Consider the following 24,448-nt stretch of genomic DNA (forward strand, 5'->3'; position numbering starts at 1 on the left):
GAGCCATGGTCGATTTGCGACGCATTCTTGTGCGTTTCATATGGCCTCTTGCCCGCCGCTTTGCTAAGCACGGGTCTGAGATTACGTTCAATGCGGAGTAAGGACGATGACGGAATGGCAGAAAACGGGCTGGCGCGCGAAACCGCGGGTGCAGATGCCTGATTATCTCGATGCCGCCGCACTGGCCAATGTCGAGGCCCGTCTCAGGCAGTATCCGCCGCTGGTTTTCGCCGGTGAGGCGCGCCGGCTCAAACGTGCGCTCGGCGCTGCTGCGCGCGGCGAAGCGTTCTTGCTTCAGGGCGGCGATTGCGCCGAGGCCTTTGATCAATTCTCGGCTGATGCGATCCGCGACACCTTCAAGGTGATGCTGCAAATGGCGATGGTGCTGACCTACGGGGCCAAGGTGCCAGTGGTCAAGGTTGGCCGCATGGCGGGGCAATTCGCCAAGCCGCGCTCGGCCCCGACCGAGGTGATCGAGGGCGTGGAATTGCCCAGCTACCGGGGCGATATCATCAACGAACTGGCCTTCACCCCCGAGGCGCGCATTCCCAATCCGGACAAGATGTTGCAGGCCTATACGCAGGCTGCGGCCACGCTGAACCTGTTGCGTGCTTTTTCAACCGGCGGCTATGCCGATGTGCATCAGGTCCATGCCTGGACGCTGGGCTTCACCGAAAGCGAGAAAGCCGCGAAATACCGCGAAATGGCCAATCACATCTCGGACGCGCTCGACTTTATGAAAGCGGCGGGTGTGGACAGCGACAATGCCCATACGCTCAAGACCGTGGATTTCTACACCTCGCATGAAAGCCTCTTGCTGGAATATGAAGAGGCGTTGTGCCGGCTCGACTCCACCTCTGGGAAATGGCTGGCGGGCTCTGGCCATATGCTGTGGATCGGCGACCGCACCCGGCAGCCGGATGGCGCGCATGTCGAATTTCTGCGTGGCGTGCAGAATCCCATTGGCCTTAAATGCGGCCCGTCGATGACCTCGGACGATCTCAAGCGGCTCTTGGCCACGCTCAACCCCAGCAATGAGGCCGGGCGTCTGACACTGATCGCGCGCTTTGGTGCGGGCAAGGTGGCGGAAAACCTGCCGCGCCTGATCCGCACGGTGCAGGAAGAGGGGGCATCGGTGCTCTGGGTCTGTGATCCGATGCATGGCAATACGATCAAATCCGCGACCGGCTATAAAACCCGGCCGTTTGAATTGGTCCTGCGCGAGGTTCAGGAATTCTTTGGCATCCACAAGGCCGAGGGCACCATCCCCGGCGGCGTGCATTTCGAGATGACCGGGCAGGATGTGACCGAATGCACCGGCGGCATGCGGGCGCTCTCCGAAGAAAACCTATCGGCGCGCTATCACACCGCCTGCGATCCGCGCCTCAATGCCAGCCAATCGCTCGAACTGGCCTTCCTCGTGGCGGAAGAACTGAAATCCCTGCGCCATGATCGCCGTCAGGCCGAAGCAGGATAAGAGAACTGCCTGACCGCAACGGGGCGCAAGGCCCTGTTGCGGTTGGTGTCTCAGCGCGGCTTACTTGACCACCCGCAGATGCGCACGCCCGCGCGCCGCACCGCGCACCGGCCATTCACCGCGCAGACCTCCGGGTAAGGGTTCAATTGGCTTCGCCGCCGGTTGCGCTGTGTCGTCCAAGGGCAGCACCCGAACCGACGTCATCTCGAACCGGCGCGAGGCACGGCCGATGTCGCCCTGCGTGACCAAACAGCCAAGCGCCCGCGACACATCCCCCAGATCACTGCGCAACGGCCAGAGCAAAAGACGCCCCGTCATCTCGGGCCGTCCCAATCCCGCCTTGGCGTGCAGGTCTATGTCCAACCGCGCAGGCCGCTCGAAAAGATCCACCAGCGCCAGCGCAAAGGTTTCGCGCGCCGCAGGCGTGATCAGGCTCGACAATGGCATGCCGCGCACTTCCATCCCCATCAACGCATTAAGATGCAACCCCGCCACCCGCAGCCGCGTCACCCCCGGTGCGATGCGTTCGACGATAAAGGCGTTGGACAGCAGCCCGCCAATATGGCGCGGGTTGATGTCTGAGCGGCGCGGCACCTCGGCCCCCTCGCAAAGCCCCACCCAATAGCTGTGAAGCGCCTGCAAGTCGGCGGCGTGCAGCCGGTCAACGGCTGTGACCCCCGGAAAACACGAGATGGTTCTGTCATCCTGCATGACCCACTCCTTTGCACCCTGCCTTTGCACCCTGCCGATCAAGCCCTGCAACGACAGCCTGCCTGATGAACCTTGCGCAGCACCTGAGGCACCGCACGTTGGACCAAGACTGCCACAAGTTTTTGGGAATTTATCTAAAAATCGCGGGAATTGGTTAACCTCTCGGGGCGGTGGGGCGGGCGACCGGGGACTTGCCAGCCGCCGGGTCACGCACTAGGACGGGGCAACGCCGCAAGCCCCAAGGACGACCGCCGATGATCCAGTCGATGACCGCTTTCGCCACTGCCAAAGGGGCCATTCCGGGCCATGACTGGACATGGGACTTGCGCAGCGTGAATGGCAAAGGGCTCGACCTGCGCCTGCGCGTGCCCGACTGGATCGAAGGATTGGACCCCGCGCTCCGGGCGCGGCTGGGGCAGGTGCTGGCGCGGGGCAATGTCTCGCTCACCCTGCGGCTCAACAGTGCGGATGCCAGCGGCCAAGTGGCGGTCAACCCGGACCGGCTGGAGGATGTGCTGCGCGCCATGGCCCTCGTCGAGGATCGCGCCATGTCCTCCGGCCTGTCGCTCGCCCCGGCCACCGCCGCCGACATCCTGACGCTGCGCGGCGTGCTCGAAGCTGGCACCGGCGAGAGTGACAGCACCGCGCTCTGCGCCGCACTTCTTGCGGATTTCGAACCGCTGCTCACCGATTTTCTTGCCATGCGCGCCGCCGAAGGGGCGGCTCTGGCGCAAATTCTGCACGCGCAACTGGATGAGATCGCCCGCCTGACGCAAGCGGCCCAAGACCTGCTTGCCCAACGCAGCGCCGACATCGCCCGCGCGCACCAAACAGCTTTGGCCCGCCTACGGGACAGCGCCACCGATCTCGATCCCGCACGTCTGGCACAGGAATTGGCACTGCTCGCGGTCAAGCTCGACGTGACCGAAGAATTGGACCGCCTGCGCGCCCATGTGCGAGCCGCCCGCACCCTGCTTGAGTCCGGCGCGCCCGTGGGCCGCAAGATCGACTTTCTCAGCCAAGAGTTCAACCGAGAGGCCAATACGCTCTGCTCCAAGGCGCAGCATAGCGGCCTGACCGAGATCGGGCTCAGCCTCAAGACGGTGATCGACCAGATGCGCGAACAGGTGCAAAATGTCGAATAAGGCGCGCGCGGCCCGCGCAGGATTTGAGTATTTGCACCAAGAAGAAGGACAAGGGACAGCATGAGCAACCGCAGGGGCCTCTTGATCATTCTTTCCTCGCCGTCCGGCGCGGGCAAGTCCACGCTGTCACGGCGATTGCGTGACTGGGACCCGACGATTGCCTTTTCGGTTTCGGCCACGACCCGTGCGCCACGCCCCGGAGAGGTGGACGGGCAAGATTATCACTTCATGTCGCAGCCGCAGTTCAAACAGGATGTAGCCGCCGGCGATATGCTGGAACATGCGCATGTGTTTGGCAATTTTTACGGCAGCCCACGGGGCCCGGTTAAGGCCGCCATCGACGCGGGGCGTGACGTGTTGTTTGATATTGATTGGCAGGGCGCGCAGCAAATCCGCAACTCGGCCTTGGGCGCGCATACGCTCTCGATCTTTCTTTTGCCGCCCTCGATTCGCGAATTACACCGCAGGCTGGAAACACGCGGACAGGATGCGCCCGATGTTATCGCCAAGCGGATGGAGAAAAGCTGGGACGAAATCAGCCATTGGGACGGCTATGATTTCGTGCTGGTCAATGAAGATCTGGACGCCACCGAGGCGCGGCTCAAAACGATTATCGAGGCCACGCGCCTGCGCCGCAGTCAGCAACCTGGGCTAACCGCACATGTGCGCGCGCTGCAAACTGAATTCGAGGAGATGCAATGACGATCTATACGCTCGACGGCCACGCGCCGCAGATTGCCGAAGACAGCTGGATCGCCCCCGATGCCAATCTGATTGGCAAAGTGGTGATCGAGGATTTGGCCTCGGTCTGGTTCGGCTGCACCCTGCGCGGTGATAACGAGGAAATCCGCGTGGGCGCGGGCAGCAATGTGCAGGAAAACTGCGTGATGCACACCGATATGGGCTATCCGCTCGTCATCGGGCCGGGCTGCACCATCGGGCACAAGGCGATGCTGCATGGCTGTATTTTGGAAGAAAACGTGCTGATCGGCATGGGGGCCACGGTGCTTAATGGTGCGCGCATCGGGCGCAACAGCCTGATCGGCGCAGGGGCCTTGATCACCGAAGGCAAAGAAATTCCCGAAGGTAGCCTTGTGATGGGCGCGCCGGGCCGAGTGGTGCGCAGTCTCGATGAGGCGGCGATTGCAACGCTGCGCGCCACGGCGCTGCATTACCAACAGAATATGCGCCGGTATCGCACCGGGCTTGTGGCGCTCTGACAGGCGATGCAGGGTCTGGCCACGGTTCTGGCAGGTATTCCGCTGGCGGCCATTCTGGTGGGGCCGGATGATCGCATCATCGCCGCCAACCAAGGCGCGCGTGACCATTTGGGGCAGGGGCTTGAGGGGCGACATCTCTTGACCGCGCTCCGACAGCCCGATGTGCTCGAGGCAATAGAGGCCAGCCTGCGCGACCGACAGCCGCGCAAGATCACCTATCAAACCTCTGAGGCGGGGCGTGACAGCAGCTTTCAGGTGCATGTGGGCTATGTCGAAACGCTGGATGCGCGCGGCACGCTTGTGTGTTTCGAGGACCTGACCGAGCGCGAACATGCCGCCCAGATGCGGCGCGATTTCGTGGCCAATGTCAGCCATGAACTGCGCACGCCGCTCACCGCGCTCATGGGGTTCATCGAGACCCTGCAAGGGCCTGCGCGCCATGATCAGGCGGCCATCGACCGGTTCCTGGGGATCATGCAATCCGAAGCGGCCCGGATGGAGCGCCTAGTGCGCGATCTTCTGTCCCTCAGCCGGGTAGAGAGCGAAGAGCGCGTGCGCCCGCGCGAAGAGGTCAACTTGGGGCAGGTGATCGGCTCGGTTCTGCATGCGCTGCGCCCCTTGGCGCGTGATCGTGCCTGCGAGATTACCTTTGAGGCGCCCGACGGCATGATCGTGCGCGGCAATGATGACCAGTTGCAGCAGGTCTTTACCAACCTGATTGAAAACGCGATCAAATATGGCGGTACAGGCAACCATATCACCATCACGCTGGAACGTATTGCGCGCGATGCCACCCTGCGTGCGCCGGCCATTCTGGCGCGGGTGCGTGATCAGGGGCCCGGAATCGAGCCGCTGCATATTCCCCGGCTGACCGAGCGTTTCTACCGCGTCGACACCCACCGCTCGCGCGAGATGGGGGGCACGGGCCTTGGCCTCGCCATCGTCAAACATATTGTCAATCGTCACCGTGGACGGCTGCGAATCTCCTCGACCCTTGGGGAGGGTGCCGAATTTTCAGTGATTCTGCCGCAATGGGATCGCCAAGAGGCCTGAGCACGCCCGCCTCGACCGCGAAAAAATCGCCCAGAACCACCAACTTCTCCGCGTGTCATAAAACCGTTACATAAGTGTAACAAAAGCGTTGTGGTTCTCACCTAGTGGTGATCCCGAGGTCGCCCCTGCCTGGGCGTCCCGTGAAACCGAACTCAGGAGCAACTCATGCTGTTCAAATCCACCGTTTCCGCCCTGGCCCTGACGGCCCTCGCCGCTGGCACTGCTGCGGCCCGTGACAACATCCAGATCGCTGGCTCCTCGACCGTGCTGCCCTATGCCGCCATCGTCGCCGAAGCGTTTGGCGAAAACTTTGATTTCCCAACCCCGGTCGTGGAATCCGGTGGTTCGGGCGCTGGCCGCAAGAAGTTGTGCGAAGGCGTGGGTGAAAACACCATCGACATCGCCAACTCCTCTTCGCGCATCAAACAATCCGACATCGACCTCTGCGCCCAGAACGGCGTGACCGAGATCATGGAAGTCCGCATCGGTTATGACGGCATCGTGTTTGCCTCTGACATTAACGGCCCGGCCTATGCCTTTACCCCGGCCGATTGGCACGCGGCTCTGGCGGCTCAGGTGTCCAAGGATGGCGCTCTGGCCGACAACACCAACAAGGTGTGGTCCGATGTTCGCGCCGATCTGCCCGGCGACGAAATCCTCGCCTTCGTGCCCGGCACCAAGCACGGCACCCGCGAAGTGTTCGACGAAAAGGTGATCATCGCCGGTTGCGAAGAAAACGGCACCTATGATCTGCACCTCGCGGCCAATGGCGGCGACGAGAAAGCCGCTGAAAAGGCATGTATGGCGCTGCGCACCGATGGCGTGTCCATCGACATCGACGGCGACTATACCGAAACGCTGGCCCGTGTGGATGCCAACAAGAACGGTATCGGCGTATTTGGCCTCTCGTTCTACCAGAACAACACCGACAAACTTCAGGTTGCCACCATGGGCGGCGTTGTTCCCTCGGTCGAATCGATCGCTTCGGGTGAATATCCGGTGTCGCGTCCGCTGTTCTTCTACGTCAAGAACGCGCATCTCGATGTGATCCCCGGCATGCAGGAATACATCGAGTTCTTCGTGTCCGACGAAATCTCAGGCCCCGATGGCCCGCTCTCGGCCTATGGCCTTGTGTCCGACCCCGAGCTTGCCAAGACGCAGGAAATGGTTGCCAACCGCGTGCCCATGGGCGTGCTGAACTAAGACCAAGACCTCTGAGGGGTGGCGCATCCGCGCCATCCCTCCCTTTTTGGCGGAGAGCAGATGAGTACCGGCTATATCACCCTGATCGTGCTCGGCCTGTGTGGGCTGGGCTTTTTCTTGGGGCGCGCACGCGCCTACGCAACCTCCAAGACCACGGGCAAGAAACTGCACTCGCTGCCGAACTATTATGGTCAGGCGGTCGCGCTCTATACGGCAGTCCCGGCGCTATTGCTGATGCTCGCGTGGCTCTTTTTGCAGCCGCTGATGATTGAGGGGCGCGTCGCGGGCATGATCCCCGACAGTGTGATCCCCGAAGGCGGCGCCAAGAGCCTTGTCATGGCCGATGTCCGCCGGATTGCGGGCGGGCTTGATGACCTGATGGCCGCAGGCGAGATGTCCGAGGACGATCTGGGCGCAATGCGCGCGGATTTCACCGACATTCGCAACCGGCTTGGCACTGTCGGCGTGGCGCTTGGCTCGGATGTGCCGGTGCCCGTGTTCGAGGCGGCCAAGGAGCTGCGCAAATCGCAGAATGCCGGGAACTTTCTGATGACCCTAGCGGTGCTGGGGCTGTCGCTTGGCCTGCTGGCGTGGTCTTGGTCGCGGGTGCATCCCGATCAACGGGCGCGCAACGCCTCTGAAACCTTTGTGCTGGCGCTTTTGATCGGTGCCTCGCTGGTGGCGATCCTCACCACTGCGGGTATTGTCGCATCGCTGCTCTTTGAGACCATTAATTTCTTCAAGATGTATCCGGCGCGCGATTTCTTCTTTTCGACCGTGTGGAACCCGCAATTCCGGGGCGGGTCTGATCTGGGCATCCTGCCGCTCTTGTGGGGCACGCTCTATGTCAGTTTTCTGGCCCTGCTGGTGGCGGTGCCTCTGGGATTGATGATTGCGATCTATCTGGCGGAATATGCCAGCAAGCCGCTGCGCGCCTTTGCCAAACCGGCCATCGAGGTTCTCGCCGGTATCCCGACCATCGTCTATGGCCTCTTTGCGCTGATCACCGTGGGCCCGTTCCTGCGCGATTATATCGCCTCGCCACTGGGTCTTGGCACCTCGTCCTCTTCGGTGCTGACGGCCGGTCTGGTCATGGGGATCATGCTCATCCCGTTCGTGTCGTCGCTCTCGGATGACATCATCAACGCCGTGCCGCAATCCATGCGCGATGGCTCTTATGGCCTTGGCGCTACCAAGTCCGAAACCATCAAGCAGGTGATCCTGCCCGCCGCGTTGCCCGGTGTGGTCGGGGCCATCCTCTTGGCCGCCTCCCGCGCTATCGGCGAGACCATGATCGTGGTCATGGGGGCAGGGGCCGCCGCAAAGCTTGGCCTCAACCCGTTCGAGGCCATGACAACCATCACCGTCAAGATCGTAAGCCAGTTGACCGGCGATACCGAATTCGCCAGCCCTGAAACGCTGGTCGCCTTCGCCCTCGGCCTTACGCTTTTTGTCTTCACGCTTGGGCTGAATGTCATCGCCCTTGTGATCGTGCGCAAATACCGGGAGCAGTACGAATGACCGATTTCACCGCCTCAGACGCTGTTCCGGCACCGCGCAAAGGGTCTTTGCTGACGCAGGATGCCCGCACCAAGCAACGCAATGCCAAAGAGGCGCGGTTCCGCATGATGGGGCTTGTCGCCGTCACCATCGGTGTTCTTTCCTTGGTGGGCCTGCTGGCCTCGATCCTTGCGAGTGGCCTGTCGTCTTTTCAGCAGACCTATGTCGAGCTTGAGGTCTATCTAGACCCCGCAAAACTTGACAAAAACGGCAACCGCAATCGCGACGACATCGCCAAAGTCTCGACCTTCGGCTATACCCCGCTGATCGAGGCGGCAATGGTCGCCGCGATCGAGCGGACCGGTGTCACCTCGGATGTCGCGAATGCCAAGGCCGCCGGCGAGTTGATCTCGAAAGAGGCCCCCGCCACCTTACGCGACTTTGTTTTGGCCAATCCGGACAGGATCGGCGAAACTGTGCCATTCGATCTGTTGGCCGCAGGCCGCATCGACGGCTTCTTCAAAGGCCGCGTGACCATGGAAAGCGCGGCACTCGACCGCAATGTCTCGCCCGAGCAATTGCAGCTTGCCCAACAGCTCAAAGACGCAGGCATCCTTACGACCAAATTCAACTGGGCCTTCTTCACCGCGCCCGATGCCTCTGACACCCGCCCCGAAGCCGCCGGTCTGGGCGTAGCGATCATCGGCTCGGCCTATATGATGCTGATTGTGCTAGTTCTATCGCTGCCCTTGGGTGTCGCGGCCTCGATCTATCTTGAGGAATTCGCGCCCAAGAACCGCTGGACCGACCTGATCGAGGTGAATATCTCGAACCTCGCTGCCGTGCCCTCCATCGTATTCGGTATCCTGGGTCTGGCGATCTTCATCAATATGGTGGGCCTGCCGCAATCGGCCCCCATCGTGGGCGGTCTCGTGCTCACGCTGATGACCCTGCCCACCATCATCATCGCCACCCGTGCGGCGCTGAAATCTGTGCCGCCCTCGATCCGCGATGCAGCCCTCGGTGTGGGCGCGTCCAAGATGCAGGCGATCTTTCACCATGTCCTGCCCTTGGCCATGCCCGGCATCCTTACCGGCGCGATCATCGGTCTTGCGCAGGCGCTTGGCGAAACAGCACCCCTGCTGCTGATCGGTATGGTTGCCTTTGTGCGCGAATATCCCGCAGGCCCGCCCGAAGGCTTCTTTGACCCCGCGGCAGCACTGCCCGTGCAGGTCTATAACTGGACGCAGCGCGGCGACCCGGCCTTTGTGGAACGCGCATCCGGGGCCATCATCGTGCTGCTCGTCTTCCTGGTGATCATGAACATCGCCGCCATCCTGCTGCGCAGACGGTTTGAACGCCGCTGGTAAACAAAGGTATAGACCCATGTATGACGCCCCAAAATTCGCGGAGACGACAGTGACCAATAACGATATCAAGATCGCCGCGCGCAAGGTGCAGGTATATTATGGCGCGACGCATGCCATCAAGGACGTGGATGTCGATATCCTGGACAAGACCGTGACCGCCTTTATCGGCCCGTCGGGCTGTGGCAAATCCACATTCCTGCGCTGCATCAACCGGATGAACGACACAATCGACATCTGCCGCGTCGAGGGGGACATCCGCATCGACGGCGAAGACATCTACGACAAAAAGGTCGATCCAGTGCAATTGCGCGCCAAGGTGGGCATGGTGTTTCAGAAACCCAACCCGTTCCCCAAGTCGATCTATGACAACGTGGCGTATGGCCCGCGTATCCACGGGCTTGCCCGCACCAAGGCAGATCTCGACGAAATTGTCGAAAAATCCCTGCGCCGCGCCGCTCTCTGGAACGAGGCCAAGGACCGGCTCGATCAGCCCGGCACCGGCCTTTCGGGCGGCCAGCAACAGCGTCTGTGCATCGCCCGTGCCGTCGCCACCTCGCCCGAGGTTCTATTGATGGACGAACCCTGCTCGGCGCTTGATCCCATCGCCACGGCGCAGGTCGAGGAATTGATCGACGAATTGCGGCAAGAGTTTTCTGTGGTGATCGTCACCCACTCGATGCAGCAGGCCGCGCGCGTAAGCCAGAAAACAGCCTTCTTCCACCTCGGTCATCTCGTCGAATTCGGCGATACCGGCCAGATTTTCACCAACCCCAAGGATGAGCGCACCGAAAGCTACATCACCGGGCGCATTGGCTAAGGAACGCTCCATGTCCGACCATCAGCACATCGTCTCATCCTTCGACCGCGACCTCGAGACCATTCAGGCCCATATCATGAAGATGGGCGGTATGGTCGAACGCGCAATCTCCGACGCCGCTCGCTCGCTTGAAACCCGCGATGACGAACTGGCCGAAGAGGTGCGCGGCCGCGACAAGGCGATTGACGCGCTCGAAGAGCAGATCAACGAAGAGGCCGCCCGCGTGCTGGCGCTGCGGTCGCCCGCCGCGCGCGATCTGCGGGTTGTCCTGACCGTGATCAAGATTTCCGCCAGCCTTGAGCGCATCGGTGACTATGCCAAGAACATGGCAAAACGCACCTCAGTCCTCAGCCAAATGGCGGCTGTCAACGGCTCGCCCTCGGCCCTGCGCCGCATGGCCCGCGAGGTCGAAGAAATGCTGAAAGACGTGCTCGACGCTTATATCCAGCGCGACATGGACCTCGCCCATGAGGTGATCCGTCGCGACCTCGATGTCGATCAGATGTATAACGCGATCTTCCGCGAATTCCTGACCTTCATGATGGAAGATCCGCGCAACATCACGCCCTGCATGCATCTGCATTTCATCGCCAAGAACACCGAACGCATGGGCGATCTTGTCACCTCTATCGCTGAACAGGTGATCTACCTTGTCTCGGGCCAGTTCCCCGATGATCCGCGCCCCAAAAGCGATACGACCTCGGTTGACCCCAGCCTTGCGCCCAAGGGCAGCCACTAAAACGAGGAGCCGCCGATGTCTGCTGATCAACCCACCGTCCTCTTGGTCGAGGATGAACCGGCACAGCGCGAAGTGTTGGGCTATAATCTCCAGGCCGACGGCTTTCATGTTCTGACCGCCAGCAATGGTGAAGAGGCGCTGTTGATGGTGGCGGAAATGCCCCCCGACATCATCGTTCTGGATTGGATGATGCCGAATGTGTCGGGCATCGAGGTCTGTCGCCAGCTCAAGACCCGCTCGGAAACGCGCGGCATCCCGATCATCATGCTCTCGGCCCGCTCTGAAGAGGTGGACCGCGTGCGCGGATTGGAAACCGGGGCCGATGACTATGTGATCAAACCCTATTCGCTGGTCGAACTGATGGCGCGTGTCCGCGCCCAACTGCGCCGCACCCGCCCCGCTACAGTAGGCGAACGGCTGGAATATCTCGATATCGTGCTTGATGCCGAAACCCACCGTGTGACCCGCTGTGAAAAGCCGCTCAAACTCGGCCCTACGGAATTTCGCCTGCTGTCGACCTTCATGGAAAAACCGGGCCGCGTCTGGTCCCGCGAGCAACTTCTTGATCGCGTCTGGGGCCGTGACATCTATGTCGACACCCGCACCGTCGATGTCCATATCGGGCGGCTGCGCAAGGCGCTGTGCCAGCACGGCGGCGATGATCCGCTGCGCACCGTGCGCGGCGCGGGCTATGCCTTGGGCTGATCCCCGTCAGCGCGGCAGCAGGTCTTCATCCTCGGCCTGTCCCGCCAGCCAATCGCGGAACTTGCAGAGCGCCGGATCGCGCGCATTCTGGACGGGCCAAACAAGATAGTAAGCCCCGGAAATCAGCGTCTTGTCCCCCAAGCTGATCTAAATCGGCCCGTCGCCAGATCCTGCTCTGCCAGATAATCCGGCAAAAGAGCGACCCCCAATCCATGCAACGCCGCCTGCGTGATGGTTGAAAATTGGTCATAGATGGTGCCACTCACCTTGGCTCCGGTCACGCCCTGCGCTTCGAACCACGCAGGCCAGGCACCGGGGCGCGTCTCAATCTGCAAGAGCGGCAGGCGCATCAGGTCTGCCGCGCGTTCGATTGGCGCATGCGCCGCCAAGAATTCTGGCGTTGCCACCGCCACCACACGCTCGGTCCGCAGCCGGAGCGCTTCGGTGCCCAGCCAATCGTGCTTGCCAAAATGTATGGCCGCATCGAAGGGTTCCGTGACAAAGTTAAACGGCTTCAACCGTGTTGACAGGTTGATCGTCACCTCGGGATAAAGCCGCGCAAACTCGGCCAATCGCGGCACAAGCCAGCGCATCCCGAATGTCGGCAGAATCGCAAGGCTCAGACTCCCGCCCGCCGGGTCCGTCGTCAGCTTGAGCGACGCTTGCGCAATCTGTTGCAGCGCGCCCCGGATTTTATCGGCATAATCGGCGGCTTCCGGCGTCAGGTGAATGCCACGCCCTTGCCGCACGACCAACCCCACGCCAAGTTGATCCTCCAATGTTTTCAATTGCCTGCTGACCGCACTTTGCGTTTGCGACAGTTCCGCCGCCGCCGCTGTGGCGCTGCCCAAACGGTCCAGCGCCTCTAGCGCACGCAACGAGGCAATCGACGGAAGAAAGCGGCGGGGCAGGGTCATTCTTGCGGTTTACTCATATGTCCATGTGAATTTATCGTTATTCATCGGCGTTTTGCCAGTGTAACCTGTGCCCAACTAGCAAATTCAGTGACAGGAGCCCGCCATGAACGCCAATACTCCAACCCTGCGCGCCAAGGATGCCCCGGATCTCAACAGTTTTGATTGGGCCGATCCCTTTCGCCTCAATGATCAACTCTCCGAAGAAGAGCGCATGATCGCGGCAAGCGCCCGCACCTTTGCGCAGGAAGTTTTGCAACCGCGCGTCATCGCCGCCTACCGCGAAGAACGCGTTGACCCCGATATCTTCAAGGAAATGGGCCAAATGGGCCTCTTGGGCACCACCATCCCCGAGGAATACGGCGGGCTGGGTGCGAACTATGTCACCTATGGCCTCGTCGCCCGCGAAATCGAGCGGGTGGACTCGGGCTATCGGTCGATGATGAGCGTGCAATCCTCGCTCGTGATGTATCCGATCTATGCCTATGGCTCCGAGGAACAGCGGCGCAAATATCTGCCCGGTCTGGCCAGTGGTGATCTGATCGGTTGCTTTGGCCTGACAGAGCCAGATGCAGGCAGCGATCCTGCCGGCATGAAAACCCGCGCCGTGCGCACAACAAGCGGCTATCGCCTGACCGGCAGCAAGATGTGGATTTCCAACAGCCCCATCGCGGATGTCTTTGTTGTCTGGGCCAAATCCGAGGCGCATGATGGCAAAATCCGTGGCTTCATCCTCGAAAAGGGCATGAAGGGTCTCAGCGCGCCCAAAGTGGGCGGCAAACTCTCCTTGCGCGCCTCTGTCACCGGCGAGATCGTGATGGATAACGTCGAGGTGCCGGAATCCGCTCTTTTACCGAATGTTCAAGGGCTTAAAGGCCCCTTTGGATGTCTCAACCGCGCCCGCTATGGCATCGCATGGGGCGTTATGGGGTCCGCCGAATTCTGCTGGCACGCCTCTCGGCAATACGGGCTGGATCGCAAGCAGTTCAACCGCCCCTTGGCGCAAACCCAGCTTTTCCAGTTGAAACTGGCCAATATGCAAACCGAAATCACCCTCGGCCTGCAAGCGGCGCTGCGCGTCGGTCGCCTGATGGACGAGGCCAATGCCGCACCCGAAATGATCTCGATGATCAAGCGCAACAATTGCGGCAAGGCGCTCGAAATAGCCCGCCATGCCCGCGACATGCACGGCGGCAACGGCATTTCCGAGGAGTTTCAGGTCATCCGCCATATGGTCAACCTTGAAACGGTCAACACCTACGAGGGCACGCATGATGTGCATGCCCTGATCCTTGGCCGGGCACAGACCGGGCTTCAGGCCTTCTTTTGATCCATGCCGGGCCTTGGCAACCTCTGGCGCGCAAGTGCCGCTGAAACCTTCACCGCACAGCCCCTGCGCGGTGAACGCATCGTGGATCTGGCCATCATCGGCGCGGGGTTTACGGGCCTGTCGGCGGCGCTGCATGCGGCCGGGCAGGGGGCTGATGTCGCCGTGCTCGAGGCCGAAACCGTGGGCGAGGGCGGCTCTGGCCGCAACGTGGGCCTTGTCAACGCCGGGCTTTGGCTGCCACCCGATGATGTGTGCAAAATCCTCGGGCCTGGGCCGGGCGAACATCTTAACGCGGTTCTCGCCGAGGCCCCATCGCTGGTCTTTGACCTGATCGCACAGCATGGCATCGCCTGCGAGGCCACCCGCAACGGCACCCTGCATCTGGCCCACGCGCCCAAGGCTATGGCAGACCTGCAATCGCGCCACGCGCAATTGGCCGCACGCGGCGCGCCTGTGCGCCTGATTGACATGAACAGCACCGCGCAACGCACGGGCGCGGATAGGTTTTATGGCGCATTGCACGATGCGCGCGCGGGCACGATTCAGCCGCTCTCCTATGCGCGCGGCTTGGCCCGCGCCGCCCATGACGCAGGCGCCTTGATCTGTGAGCAAACCCCTGTCACCGCCGCCGAACATCGCAGCGGCCAGTGGATCATCACCACCCCCGGCGGCAAACTCCGGGCGCGGCATCTGCTGATCGCCACCAATGCCTATCACCGCCCCGTCACCCATGTCTCGCGCCCCGATGTGCCGATAGTCGAGTATTTCCAGCTGGCGACTGCCCCCATCGGCGACAATCTGGCGGGCGATATTCTGGCAGGTGGCGAGGGGTGCTGGGATACGGGCCTCGTGATGACGTCCGTGCGCCGCGACGGGGCAGGGCGCGTTATACTGGGGGGCATGGGGGGGGATGTGACCGTTCATGCCAATTGGGCGCGGCGCAAGCTGACACAGCTTTTCCCGCGTCTGTCTGGTGTGGAAATTCAACACGCATGGGCCGGTCGCATCGCCATGACCCACGACCATTTGCCCCGGATTCAGCGCATGGGGCCGGGCGCTCTGGCGATCTTTGGCTATTCCGGGCGGGGCATCGGCCCCGGCACCGTCTTTGGCCGTGCCGCCGCGCTGGCGCTCTTGTCTGGCGATCACAGCGGCCTTCCTGTTCCCGTGGTCGAAAGCCATGCAGAGCAGTTCGTCACCCTCAAATCGCTCTATTACGAGACCGGCGCGCGGCTGGTTCATGCGGTGGCGGCCCGCGGCTGAGCAGATTTGCACACTAAGTGTTGAACGCGTGCCAATTGCACCCCTTTGCTTAGGGTATATGTGGTCACCGGTAAGTTAACAGGAGCAGAACATGGCCCTCACCGACACCGGCGGCAGCTTTACCCAAGGCAATCTTTTTCGGCATATCTCGGTGATGTCCTTCACCTCAAGCATCGGCTTGATGGCTATCTTTGCCGTTGATCTTATTGATATTTTGTTCATTGCCATGCTCGGCCGCGAGGAATTGGCGGCCGCCGCGGGCTATGCCAGCACGATCATGTTCTTCGCAAGCGCCATCAACATCGGCCTCTCCATCGCCGCAGGGGCGCTTGTTGCACAGGCCGAGGGGCGCAAAGACCGCGCCGCCGCACGCGAAGCAGCCAGCGCAACGGCGGTATTTGCTGTGGCGGTGGGTCTGCTTGTGCCCCTTTTGGCCCTGCCTTTTGTCAATGAAATCCTCGGATTGGTGGGCGCAGACGGCGCGATGCGCGACATGGCGGCGACCTATCTGTGGATCATTCTGCCCTCTACCTTTGTTTCGGGCCTCTCGATGGTTGCCGTGGCAGTGTTGCGTGCCTATGGCGATGCGCGTGGGGCGATGTATCCCGCGCTCTTGGGCGCTGGCGTTAACCTTGTGCTTGATCCCATCCTGATCTTCAGCCTCAACATGGGCCTCGAAGGGGCGGCAGTGGCAACGGTTTTTGCGCGTATCGCGACCATGGCATTGGCCTTGGGCTATGCCATCTCGCGCTATCAGGCCTTTGCCAAACCACATTTCGCCTGCGTGGCGCGCGATTGCGGCGGCGCGATCAAGATTGCCGCGCCCGCGATGCTGGCAACCGTCGCAACCCCCGTCGGTGCCGCTATCGTGACGCGGGAAATGGCCAAATATGGCGCAGATGCTGTGGCCGGCATGGCGGTGATCAATCGGCTGGTGCCCGTTGTTTTTTCGGTGGTTCTGGCGCTCTCTGGGGCCATTGGGCCGATTTTTGGCCAGAATTTTGGGGCAGGGCGGCTAGACCGGGTGCAAGAGACCTTCTTTGACGGGCTCAAGTTTCTGGCTCTCTACGTTCTCACAATGTCGGCGCTGCTCTTTGTGCTTCGCGGGCCGATTGCTGATCTTTTTGACGCCACAGGACAGATGCGCAGCTTGCTCTACCTCTATCTCGGCCCGCTGGCGCTTGCGTCCTTTTTCAACGGGGCGATCTTCATTGCCAATGCCTCGTTCAACAACCTTGGCCATCCGGGCTATTCGACATGGATCAACTGGGCGCGCAACACGCTGGGGATTTGGCCCTTTGCGGTGGCCTTCGGGATGATCTGGGGCGCGCCGGGGGTTCTTTTGGGTCAGGCGCTTGGCGGGGTGGTCTTTGCCGGTGTCGCCACATGGCTCAGCCTGCGCGTGATCGAAGCACCGTGTAAGGATCCTTTGTTGGGGCATTTCTCATGCCCCGACCAACGCATGCAGGTGGTGATGAACCGGTGCAGCCGGTCCTGAAGATCTATATCTTTATTTCGCATAATCAGTATTATGTAATTAATTTAGATCACGAAAACCGCGTCACAGCATACAACGCTCGCCGTAAAACACTTAAAACCAACATCTTACACCTTACTCTTGATGTGAGACTCCTTGCAGCAACAGTGATCAGAATACACATCACCCTGCAGATGCGCGCGGTACGACCACGCAGGCCTCGACTCGGAACGGATTCGCGGTTTAAGAGAAGATTGCAGGAGTTTTACCATGACCGCACTTCTCTTTCTGAACGGACCCAATCTTAATCTTTTGGGCACACGGCAGCCCGAGGTTTACGGGCACACCACCCTCGCTGATATCGAAACCATGTGTCAGGATGCCGCCCGTCAGCGCGGCGTCACTCTTGCTTTTTTCCAGAGCAATCACGAAGGCGCGCTGCTCGATCAGATTCACGCGGCACGTGGCACCTATGACGGCATCATTCTGAACGCCGGTGCCTATACCCATACCTCTGTGGCGCTGATGGATGCCATCAGTTCGGTCACCATTCCGACCATCGAACTGCATCTGTCGAATGTGCATGCGCGCGAGGCGTTTCGCCATCAGTCCTACATTGCCCGCGTCGCCGTTGGGGTGATCTGCGGCTTTGGCGCGCAAGGCTATGTTCTGGCGCTTGACGCAATGCTCGGCCATCTGGAGCGCGCCGGATGATCGAAGCCGCGAGGGTCAACACCCTGCTCAATGCCGCCACGATTGAGGAACTGTGGGATCATCATACCCAGTTCATGGCAGAGTATGGCTTTGACCGGCTGATCTATGGCTACACACGGTATCGCACCGCAACATCGCTCGGCGATCCCGACGATTTCCTGATGCTGACAAATCACGATCCCTGCTACACGAATGTCTTTGTGGGTGAAGGTCTCTATTTCAACGCGCCCATGGTGCGTTGGGCGCTTGAAAATGAAGGCGCCTGCTCTTGGTCTGTGCTGCGCCACATGACCGACAGCGGCACCCTCACCCCCCAGGAACGCCGGGTCGTCGAGTTCAACCATGCCCATGGTGTGACGGCAGGCTATTCCATCAGTTTCAAATCGTTCAGCCCGCGCACCAAAGGCGCGATTGCCCTCACGGCGCGAAAGGGCGTAACTCAGTCAGAGGTGGACGACCTCTGGGAACGGTGCGGCGAGCAGATCCTTGCCCTCAACAATGTCGCACATCTGCGCATTCTCTCGCTGCCCTATTGCGCACCGGGCCGCGCCCTGACCCTACGACAGCGCCAAGTGTTGGGCTGGGTTGGCGACGGCAAGACGATCCAAGACACCGCCACCATCATGGGCCTGACCCCGGCCACGGTTGAAAAGCACCTGCGCCTCGCGCGACAGGCGCTGTCTGTTGAAACCACGGCACAGGCGGTGCTCAAGGCGGCCTTCCAGAACCAGATCTTTTTTATTGAAAAATAGTCAATAAAATGAAGCCTGTAAGCGATGGTATGGATTTCCTTACTTTCGCAAGTTGACGTTACGTAGCATGATCAGATCGTTCCGTGAGTGGTGGCTATTTTGCCTGGGAACAAATGTGGGCAGGATCGTTTGATCAATTGACAGGCGGTGTTTCTCACTCCGGCTAATCCGGATGTCGGCCGTTGGTTCTTATTTATCGGGACTGACGGTCGGCGCTACCTGATCGGTGTTTCATCCCCAATAGACGCGCCGATCAAGAAACGGTGCCCTCCGCAAGGAAGGCACCGTTTTTTCATTTAAGCCTCAGGCCCAAAGCGCAGACAATAAAAAAGGGCGCCCCACCGGGACGCCCTGTCTGGGTGATCAGTCGGGCGGATCAGCCCTGAGCGACCTTGGCCACCTCTGCGGCAAAGTCCTCTTCTTTCTTCTCGATGCCTTCGCCGACTTCCAACCGCACGAATGCGGAGATCTCGGTGCCGGCTTCCTTGGCCGCAGCCTCGACCGTCAGATCGGGGTTCATCACAAACGCCTGACCCATCAACGTGACTTCGGCCATGAACTTGGCCATCCGGCCCACGATCATCTTTTCGATCACCGCGTCCGGCTTGCCGGATTCGCGCGCAATGTCGATCTGCACCTGACGCTCTTTTTCAACAATCGCCGGGTCCAGAACCGCCTCGTTCAACGCGGCGGGATTGGTCGCGGCAACATGCATGGCCACCTGACGGGCAAAGCTCTCATCGCCCTTGAACGCCACGAGAACGCCAATCTTGCCCATGCCCTCAGCGGCGGCATTGTGGACATAGGCGACCACGCCGTCACCCTCAACGCGGGCCATGCGGCGCAGCGCCATGTTCTCGCCAATGGTGGCGATCTTGTCGGTCACGAGATCGGCAACAGCCTTACCGTTCACGGTTGCAGCCTTCAGCGCGTCCACGTCAGCCACGCCAACGGCAGCCTCGGCGATCGCGGCAACCATGCCCTGGAAATCGGCGTTCTTGGCGACGAAATCGGTTTCGGAGTTGATCTCAACCGCGACACCAACGCCATTCGCAACCTTGACCGCAACCAGACCCTCGGCAGCGGTGCGTCCGGATTTCTTGGCGGCCTTGGCCAGACCCTTGGTGCGCAGCCAGTCAACCGCCGCTTCCATATCGCCATCTGTCTCAGTCAACGCTTTCTTTGCGTCCATCATGCCTGCGCCTGTGCTCTCGCGCAGTTCTTTTACCATTGCAGCAGTGATCGCCATCTCGGCTCTCCTCAAATTCGGTCTCGGGATTGGGGGCGGGAATACCCCTGCCCCCATGTCAGTTTGATGACGGTGCCTCAGCTCTCGGCTTCGGCCAGCGCTTCTTCGACCGGCAGGTTTTCCAACGCGCCCATGTCAACGCCCGCAGCACCCAACTGTGCCGACATACCGTCAAGCGCGGCACGGCTGACCAGATCGCAGTAAAGCGCAATGGCACGTGCGGCGTCATCGTTGCCGGGGATGATGTAATCAATGCCCGCAGGCGAGCAATTGGTGTCCACGATGCCCACAACCGGAATGCCCAGCTTGTTGGCTTCGGCCACGGCAAGCGCCTCTTTCTTGACGTCGATCACGAACAACATGTCCGGCACGCCGCCCATTTCGCGGATCCCGCCCAGGCTGGCCTGAAGCTTGATCTGGTCGCGCTCGATGCCCAGACGCTCTTTCTTGGTCAGGCCCTCTGCCCCATGCTCCATCATCTCGTCGATCTGCTTGAGACGCTGGATCGACTTGGACACGGTCTGCCAGTTGGTCAGCGTGCCGCCCAGCCAACGGTGGTTCATGTAATACTGGGCGCATTTCTCTGCGCCTTCGGCGATCGGCTGTGCGGCCTGACGCTTGGTGCCGACAAACAGGATGCGGCCGTTCTTGGCCACGGTCTCACGGATGGCATGCAGCGCGGCATCAAGCAGCGGCACGGTCTGGGTGAGGTCCATGATATGGATGCCATTGCGCGCGCCATAAATGAATTCGCCCATGCGGGGATTCCAACGCTGCGTCTGGTGACCAAAGTGAACGCCAGCTTCCAACAACTGACGCATCGTGAACTCGGGAAGAGCCATTACAAAGTTCCTTTTCCGGTTTTCGCCTCGACATGGGAAGAGAAGCGGATGCTTCAACCGGTGGACGGTTGGGGATGTCTCCCCCAACAGCCCGCCCATGCCTGCGGGTTACAGTGGCGCGCGTATACCTGCCCTCTGGCCCCTATACAAGCCCCGCTCAGGTATTTTGAGCGACGTCGCCAACAGGGCCCTATGCCCCATTGTGAGCGGGGTCCATTGTGCCTAGATATCCGCGTGATCCGCAGGATGGAACCGTGATGAACACTCCCTTTGACGATCTGCCCCCTCCGCCGCGCAAACCAAAACGCTTCGGCGGCCTGCGCGCGTCCTTTCTCACCGGGCTTGTGGTCATTGCCCCTGTGGGCCTGACCGTCTGGTTGATGTGGACATTGATCGGCTGGGTCGATGGGTTTGTCCTGCCGCTCATCCCCGCACAGTATCAGCCCGAACAATATATCGGCATCAACCTGCGCGGTGTCGGGGTGATCATCTTTCTGATCTTCACCGTGCTCGTGGGCTGGGTGGCCAAGGGGCTGATCGGGCGGTCCCTGATCCTCTTCGCGGAATCTCTTGTCAACCGTATGCCGGTGGTGCGCTCGATCTATTCTGGCGTCAAACAGATTGCCGAAACGGTCTTTGCCCAATCCGAACGCAGCTTCGAAAAGGCCTGCTTGGTCGAATATCCGCGCAAGGGGATCTGGGCCATCGGCTTTATCTCGACCGAGGCGCGCGGCGAGATCAACCAAAAGGCCCGGACAGACGGCGCGGTGCTCAGTGTCTTCGTCCCGACCACGCCCAACCCCACCTCAGGCTTTCTGCTCTATTTCCCGCGCGAGGATGTGATCGAACTGGATATGAGCATCGAAGACGCCGCCAAACTGGTGATTTCCGCCGGTCTGGTCTATCCGGATCAGAAGAAAGCCGAGGAAATGCGCAAAAAATCAGAGGATTAGGGGGGGCATTTGCCCCAGACATCCCGCGCGCCATCCCATGCGGCCCTGTCATGCAACAGAGCGCCAGACTTTGTTTCATCTGGCCCAAAATACCTCGGGGGTCCGGGGGCCGCGCCCCCGGCCTCTCCCCTCAGAGCGCGGTCCACCCCCCATCAACACTGATCGTGGTGCCAGTGATCTGCGCCGCCGCATCCGAGCATAGAAACAGCGCCGTGCCGCCCAACTGCTCGGTTGTGGCGAATTCCTTGGACGGTTGCCGCTCCAACATGACCTTCTCGATCACCTCTTCCCGCCCCATGCCGTATTTCTCCATCGTATCGGGGATCTGCGCCTCGACCAGCGGCGTCAGCACATAGCCCGGACAGATCGCATTGGCCGTGATCGGCTCTTTCGCGGTTTCCAGCGCCGTAACCTTGGTCAGGCCCACGATGCCATGTTTGGCCGCCACATAGGCAGATTTATAGGGGCTTGCCGTCAGACCATGGGCGCTTGCGATATTGATCACCCGGCCCCAGCCCGCCTTGCGCATCATCGGCAGCGCAGCGGCCGTGGTGTGAAACGCGGAATTCAGATTGATCGCGATGATCGCGTCCCATTTCTCGCTCGGAAACGCGTCAATCGGCGCGACATGCTGAATACCGGCGTTGTTGACCAGAATATCGCAACGCCCCGCCTTTTCGATCAGCGCCCGGCATTGATCGCCCTTGGACATATCCGCCTGAATATAGCGCACCTCAACACCCGTCTCCTTGGCGATTCTCGCGGCCAGCGCATGATCCTCTTCCGAATCGGTAAAAGAGTTGAGCACCACATTGACCCCGGCCCGCGCCAGTTCTTCGGCGATGCCAAGTCCGATGCCGGAATTCGAGCCGGTGATGACGGCGGTCTTGCCTTTAACAGTCATGCGGTTTCTCCCAATAAACATTGCGTGCGCAGCATATATGCTGCATCTGCAAATTGCACGGGGAATAGCCATACTGCCTGCCAGACAGGCGCAAAAAAAACGCCCGCACGAAGCGGGCGTTAAGTTATTGAGGCAGGTTTCATACAGGCAAGAAACCTATCGAGCAGTGCCCCCTTTATAAGCAATCCTGCGCCGCAGTCCAAGCTAAAAGTTTGAAAAGCCTTGAATCCCTCTTTAGGGTCCGACCCAAGGAAACAAGGGCATCAAGGGATTGTCGCTGAAATGAGATCAGATTTATTCCGCCATATCCGGGCCGGACTGACCGCGATGCTCTTGGTCTGGGCGGGTGGTCCGGGGCTTGCCGCCCCCGCGCATGGCATAGCTATGTATGGGGCCCCGGCGCTGCCACCTGATTTTGTGTCCCTGCCCTATGCCAACCCCGACGCGCCCAAGGGTGGCCGGGTCGTCACCGGCAATGTCGGCGGCTTTGATTCGCTCAACCCCTTCATCCTGCGCGGCACCCCGCCTTGGCAATTGGCTGACCTCACCCATGAGACGCTGATGGGCCGCTCTTGGGATGAGCCCTTCACACTTTATGGCCTTTTGGCCGAATCGGTCGAGACGGATGAAGACCGCACATGGGTCGAATTCACTCTGCGCCCCGAGGCCCGATTCTCGGATGGCGCGCCCGTGACCATCGAGGATGTGATCTGGTCCTACGAGACTTTGGGCACCGCAGGCCACCCGCGCTATCGCGGTTTCTGGACCAAGGTCGCCAGCATCGCGCAAACCGGCCCGCGCTCTGTGCGCCTGACCTTCTCCGAAGAGGATCGCGAATTGGCGCTTCTGGCCGGCCTGCGCCCGATCCTGAAAAAATCGCAATGGCAGGGGCGCGACATCACAGAAGCCGGGATCGAGGACATCCCCCTCGGCACCGGCCCCTATGTGGTCAGCGATTACGAGGTCAATCGCCACGTCACCCTGAAGCGCAACCCAGACTATTGGGGCCGCGCCCTGCCCCTGCGGCGCGGCACCCATAATTTCGACGAAATCCGCATCGAATTCTACGGCGATGACACCGTGCTGAAAGAGGCGTTCAAGGCGGGGCTGGTCAGCTATGTGCGCGAATTCAACGCCGAGGCTTGGGCCAGCCAATATGATTTCCCCGCCGTTCAGCGCGGCGACATTACCTTAAGCGAAATTCCCCATGGCAAACCTTCGGGCATGACCGGCTTTGTGATGAACACCCGCCGCGCGCCGCTGGATGATTGGCGCGTGCGCGAGGCGCTGATCACCGCCTTCAACTTCGAATATATCAACGACACCCTGACTGGCGGGCGACAGCCGCGCATCACCTCTTATTTTTCGGGCTCGGAACTCGGCATGGATCATGGCCCCGCGACGGGCCGCGTCCGCGCCCTGCTGGAGCCTTTCGCCGATACGCTCCCGCCCGGCACGCTAGAGGGGTACAGCCTGCCGGTGGGCGATGGCACCGCGCGCAACCGTGGCAATCTGCGCCGCGCCGCCGACCTCCTGCAAGAGGCGGGCTGGCGGGTCGAGAATGGGCAGCTTGTCAACGCAGCGGGCCAACCGCTCACCCTCACTGTTCTGTTGCAACAGGATGGCCTCATGGCACAGGCCAGCGCCATGATGGATATCTACGCCCGCGCGCTTGAACGTCTGGGCATCACCCTCAAGCTCGAGATGACCGACAAGGCGCAATATGCCGAGCGTGAGGCCCAGTTTGATTTTGACCTCACCATGATGCGCCGCTCGCTCTCGCTCAGCCCCGGCAATGAACAGACCTTCTATTGGGGGGCCGAGTATGCCGACCAACCCGGTAGCCGTAACCTGATGGGCATGAAATCCCCCGCCGCCGAGGCGATGATCCGCGCCATGCTGACGGCCCGTGACCGCACCGAGTTTGTCGCCGCCACCCGCGCGCTTGACCGGGTGCTGACAGCAGGGCGTTACGTGATCCCGATCCATCAATATAGCGTGGGTCGTATTGCGCATAAGTCACAGTTGACATACCCTTCGGAACGGCTGCCGATCTATGGGGATGGCATTGGATTCCTCCCCGAGGTATGGTGGTTACAAGACTAATAAT

Annotated in this window: 22 protein-coding genes and 1 pseudogene; 18 read left to right on the forward strand and 5 right to left on the reverse strand. The window is 60.9% G+C overall.

The window, feature by feature from the left end; all coding sequences use genetic code 11:
- Positions 1-106 precede the first annotated feature (106 nt).
- Complete coding sequence (locus tag ACLGGT_RS16960) at positions 107-1,477, forward strand: class II 3-deoxy-7-phosphoheptulonate synthase (protein ID WP_008280896.1); 1,371 nt, start codon at positions 107-109, stop codon at positions 1,475-1,477.
- Between the two features lie 60 nt (positions 1,478-1,537).
- On the opposite strand, the gene ACLGGT_RS16965 is transcribed toward ACLGGT_RS16960, so the two are convergent.
- A complete protein-coding gene (locus tag ACLGGT_RS16965; protein WP_437196972.1) occupies positions 1,538-2,188 on the reverse strand; it encodes a PAS domain-containing protein in 651 nt (216 codons plus the stop codon).
- 254 nt (positions 2,189-2,442) lie between these two features.
- Between ACLGGT_RS16965 and ACLGGT_RS16970 the strand changes: the two genes are divergently transcribed.
- From ACLGGT_RS16970 to phoB, 10 genes are all read left to right on the forward strand, one after another.
- Positions 2,443-3,333 (forward strand): YicC/YloC family endoribonuclease, encoded by an 891-nt coding sequence (locus ACLGGT_RS16970; protein WP_437196973.1) that lies wholly within the window; start codon positions 2,443-2,445, stop codon positions 3,331-3,333.
- Between the two features lie 60 nt (positions 3,334-3,393).
- The gene (gmk, locus tag ACLGGT_RS16975; protein WP_437196975.1) at positions 3,394-4,035 is read left to right on the forward strand and encodes a guanylate kinase; all 642 of its coding nucleotides are present in this window, start codon (positions 3,394-3,396) and stop codon (positions 4,033-4,035) included.
- Positions 4,032-4,553 (forward strand): gamma carbonic anhydrase family protein, encoded by a 522-nt coding sequence (locus tag ACLGGT_RS16980; protein ID WP_151979303.1) that lies wholly within the window; start codon positions 4,032-4,034, stop codon positions 4,551-4,553. The genes gmk and ACLGGT_RS16980 overlap by 4 nt, the downstream gene beginning before the upstream one ends.
- Positions 4,554-4,559: 6 nt before the next feature.
- Positions 4,560-5,606, forward strand: coding sequence for an ATP-binding protein (locus ACLGGT_RS16985; protein WP_151979304.1), 1,047 nt, complete (start codon positions 4,560-4,562; stop codon positions 5,604-5,606).
- 165 nt (positions 5,607-5,771) lie between these two features.
- Positions 5,772-6,809, forward strand: a complete 1,038-nt coding sequence (locus tag ACLGGT_RS16990; protein ID WP_008280903.1) for a substrate-binding domain-containing protein — start codon at positions 5,772-5,774, stop codon at positions 6,807-6,809.
- 60 nt (positions 6,810-6,869) lie between these two features.
- Positions 6,870-8,330, forward strand: a complete 1,461-nt coding sequence (gene pstC, locus ACLGGT_RS16995; protein ID WP_151979306.1) for a phosphate ABC transporter permease subunit PstC — start codon at positions 6,870-6,872, stop codon at positions 8,328-8,330.
- Positions 8,327-9,679 (forward strand): phosphate ABC transporter permease PstA, encoded by a 1,353-nt coding sequence (gene pstA, locus ACLGGT_RS17000; RefSeq protein ID WP_008280906.1) that lies wholly within the window; start codon positions 8,327-8,329, stop codon positions 9,677-9,679. The genes pstC and pstA overlap by 4 nt, the downstream gene beginning before the upstream one ends.
- Before the next feature lie 16 nt (positions 9,680-9,695).
- Positions 9,696-10,496 (forward strand): phosphate ABC transporter ATP-binding protein PstB, encoded by an 801-nt coding sequence (gene pstB, locus ACLGGT_RS17005; RefSeq protein ID WP_008280907.1) that lies wholly within the window; start codon positions 9,696-9,698, stop codon positions 10,494-10,496.
- A 10-nt stretch (positions 10,497-10,506) separates the two neighbouring features.
- A complete protein-coding gene (phoU, locus tag ACLGGT_RS17010) occupies positions 10,507-11,235 on the forward strand; it encodes a phosphate signaling complex protein PhoU (RefSeq protein ID WP_008280908.1) in 729 nt (242 codons plus the stop codon).
- A gap of 15 nt (positions 11,236-11,250) precedes the next feature.
- Positions 11,251-11,940, forward strand: a complete 690-nt coding sequence (gene phoB, locus ACLGGT_RS17015) for a phosphate regulon transcriptional regulator PhoB (RefSeq protein WP_008280909.1) — start codon at positions 11,251-11,253, stop codon at positions 11,938-11,940.
- Between the two features lie 6 nt (positions 11,941-11,946).
- Here phoB and ACLGGT_RS17020 read toward each other — a convergent pair.
- A pseudogene (locus ACLGGT_RS17020) lies at positions 11,947-12,857 on the reverse strand (LysR substrate-binding domain-containing protein).
- Between the two features lie 103 nt (positions 12,858-12,960).
- Between ACLGGT_RS17020 and ACLGGT_RS17025 the strand changes: the two are divergent.
- The 5 genes from ACLGGT_RS17025 to ACLGGT_RS17045 all read left to right on the forward strand — a co-directional run bounded on the left by ACLGGT_RS17025 (position 12,961) and on the right by ACLGGT_RS17045 (position 18,390).
- Positions 12,961-14,184: an acyl-CoA dehydrogenase gene (locus ACLGGT_RS17025; RefSeq protein ID WP_437196976.1), complete on the forward strand. Its 1,224-nt coding sequence runs from the start codon at positions 12,961-12,963 to the stop codon at positions 14,182-14,184.
- Between the two features lie 3 nt (positions 14,185-14,187).
- A complete protein-coding gene (locus ACLGGT_RS17030; RefSeq protein WP_437196977.1) occupies positions 14,188-15,447 on the forward strand; it encodes an NAD(P)/FAD-dependent oxidoreductase in 1,260 nt (419 codons plus the stop codon).
- A gap of 91 nt (positions 15,448-15,538) precedes the next feature.
- Positions 15,539-16,945: an MATE family efflux transporter gene (locus ACLGGT_RS17035; protein WP_081506138.1), complete on the forward strand. Its 1,407-nt coding sequence runs from the start codon at positions 15,539-15,541 to the stop codon at positions 16,943-16,945.
- A 249-nt stretch (positions 16,946-17,194) separates the two neighbouring features.
- Positions 17,195-17,638 carry a type II 3-dehydroquinate dehydratase gene (gene aroQ, locus ACLGGT_RS17040; protein WP_437196978.1) on the forward strand — a complete coding sequence of 148 codons (444 nt, stop codon included), beginning with the start codon at positions 17,195-17,197 and terminating at the stop codon, positions 17,636-17,638.
- Positions 17,635-18,390 (forward strand): LuxR family transcriptional regulator, encoded by a 756-nt coding sequence (locus ACLGGT_RS17045; RefSeq protein ID WP_008280915.1) that lies wholly within the window; start codon positions 17,635-17,637, stop codon positions 18,388-18,390. The genes aroQ and ACLGGT_RS17045 overlap by 4 nt, the downstream gene beginning before the upstream one ends.
- 376 nt (positions 18,391-18,766) lie before the next feature.
- Here ACLGGT_RS17045 and tsf read toward each other — a convergent pair whose 3' ends face one another.
- Together tsf and rpsB are read right to left on the reverse strand one after the other, a co-directional pair.
- A complete protein-coding gene (gene tsf / locus ACLGGT_RS17050; protein ID WP_437196979.1) occupies positions 18,767-19,639 on the reverse strand; it encodes a translation elongation factor Ts in 873 nt (290 codons plus the stop codon).
- Positions 19,640-19,716: 77 nt separating this feature from the next.
- Positions 19,717-20,481 carry a 30S ribosomal protein S2 gene (rpsB, locus tag ACLGGT_RS17055; protein WP_437196980.1) on the reverse strand — a complete coding sequence of 255 codons (765 nt, stop codon included), beginning with the start codon at positions 20,479-20,481 and terminating at the stop codon, positions 19,717-19,719.
- 257 nt (positions 20,482-20,738) lie between these two features.
- Here rpsB and ACLGGT_RS17060 point away from each other — a divergent pair, with 257 nt between their 5' ends.
- The gene (locus tag ACLGGT_RS17060; RefSeq protein ID WP_375553614.1) at positions 20,739-21,434 is read left to right on the forward strand and encodes a DUF502 domain-containing protein; all 696 of its coding nucleotides are present in this window, start codon (positions 20,739-20,741) and stop codon (positions 21,432-21,434) included.
- Positions 21,435-21,564: 130 nt separating this feature from the next.
- Here the strand turns inward: ACLGGT_RS17060 and ACLGGT_RS17065 are convergent, their stop codons facing one another.
- Complete coding sequence (locus ACLGGT_RS17065) at positions 21,565-22,338, reverse strand: 3-hydroxybutyrate dehydrogenase (RefSeq protein WP_037297722.1); 774 nt, start codon at positions 22,336-22,338, stop codon at positions 21,565-21,567.
- Positions 22,339-22,620: 282 nt separating this feature from the next.
- Between ACLGGT_RS17065 and ACLGGT_RS17070 the strand changes: the two genes are divergently transcribed.
- Complete coding sequence (locus tag ACLGGT_RS17070; RefSeq protein ID WP_437196981.1) at positions 22,621-24,444, forward strand: extracellular solute-binding protein; 1,824 nt, start codon at positions 22,621-22,623, stop codon at positions 24,442-24,444.
- Positions 24,445-24,448 lie beyond the last annotated feature (4 nt).

It is taken from the genome of Roseovarius sp. MS2 (genome assembly GCF_051447875.1).
GTDB classification, from domain to species: domain Bacteria; phylum Pseudomonadota; class Alphaproteobacteria; order Rhodobacterales; family Rhodobacteraceae; genus Roseovarius; species Roseovarius mucosus_A.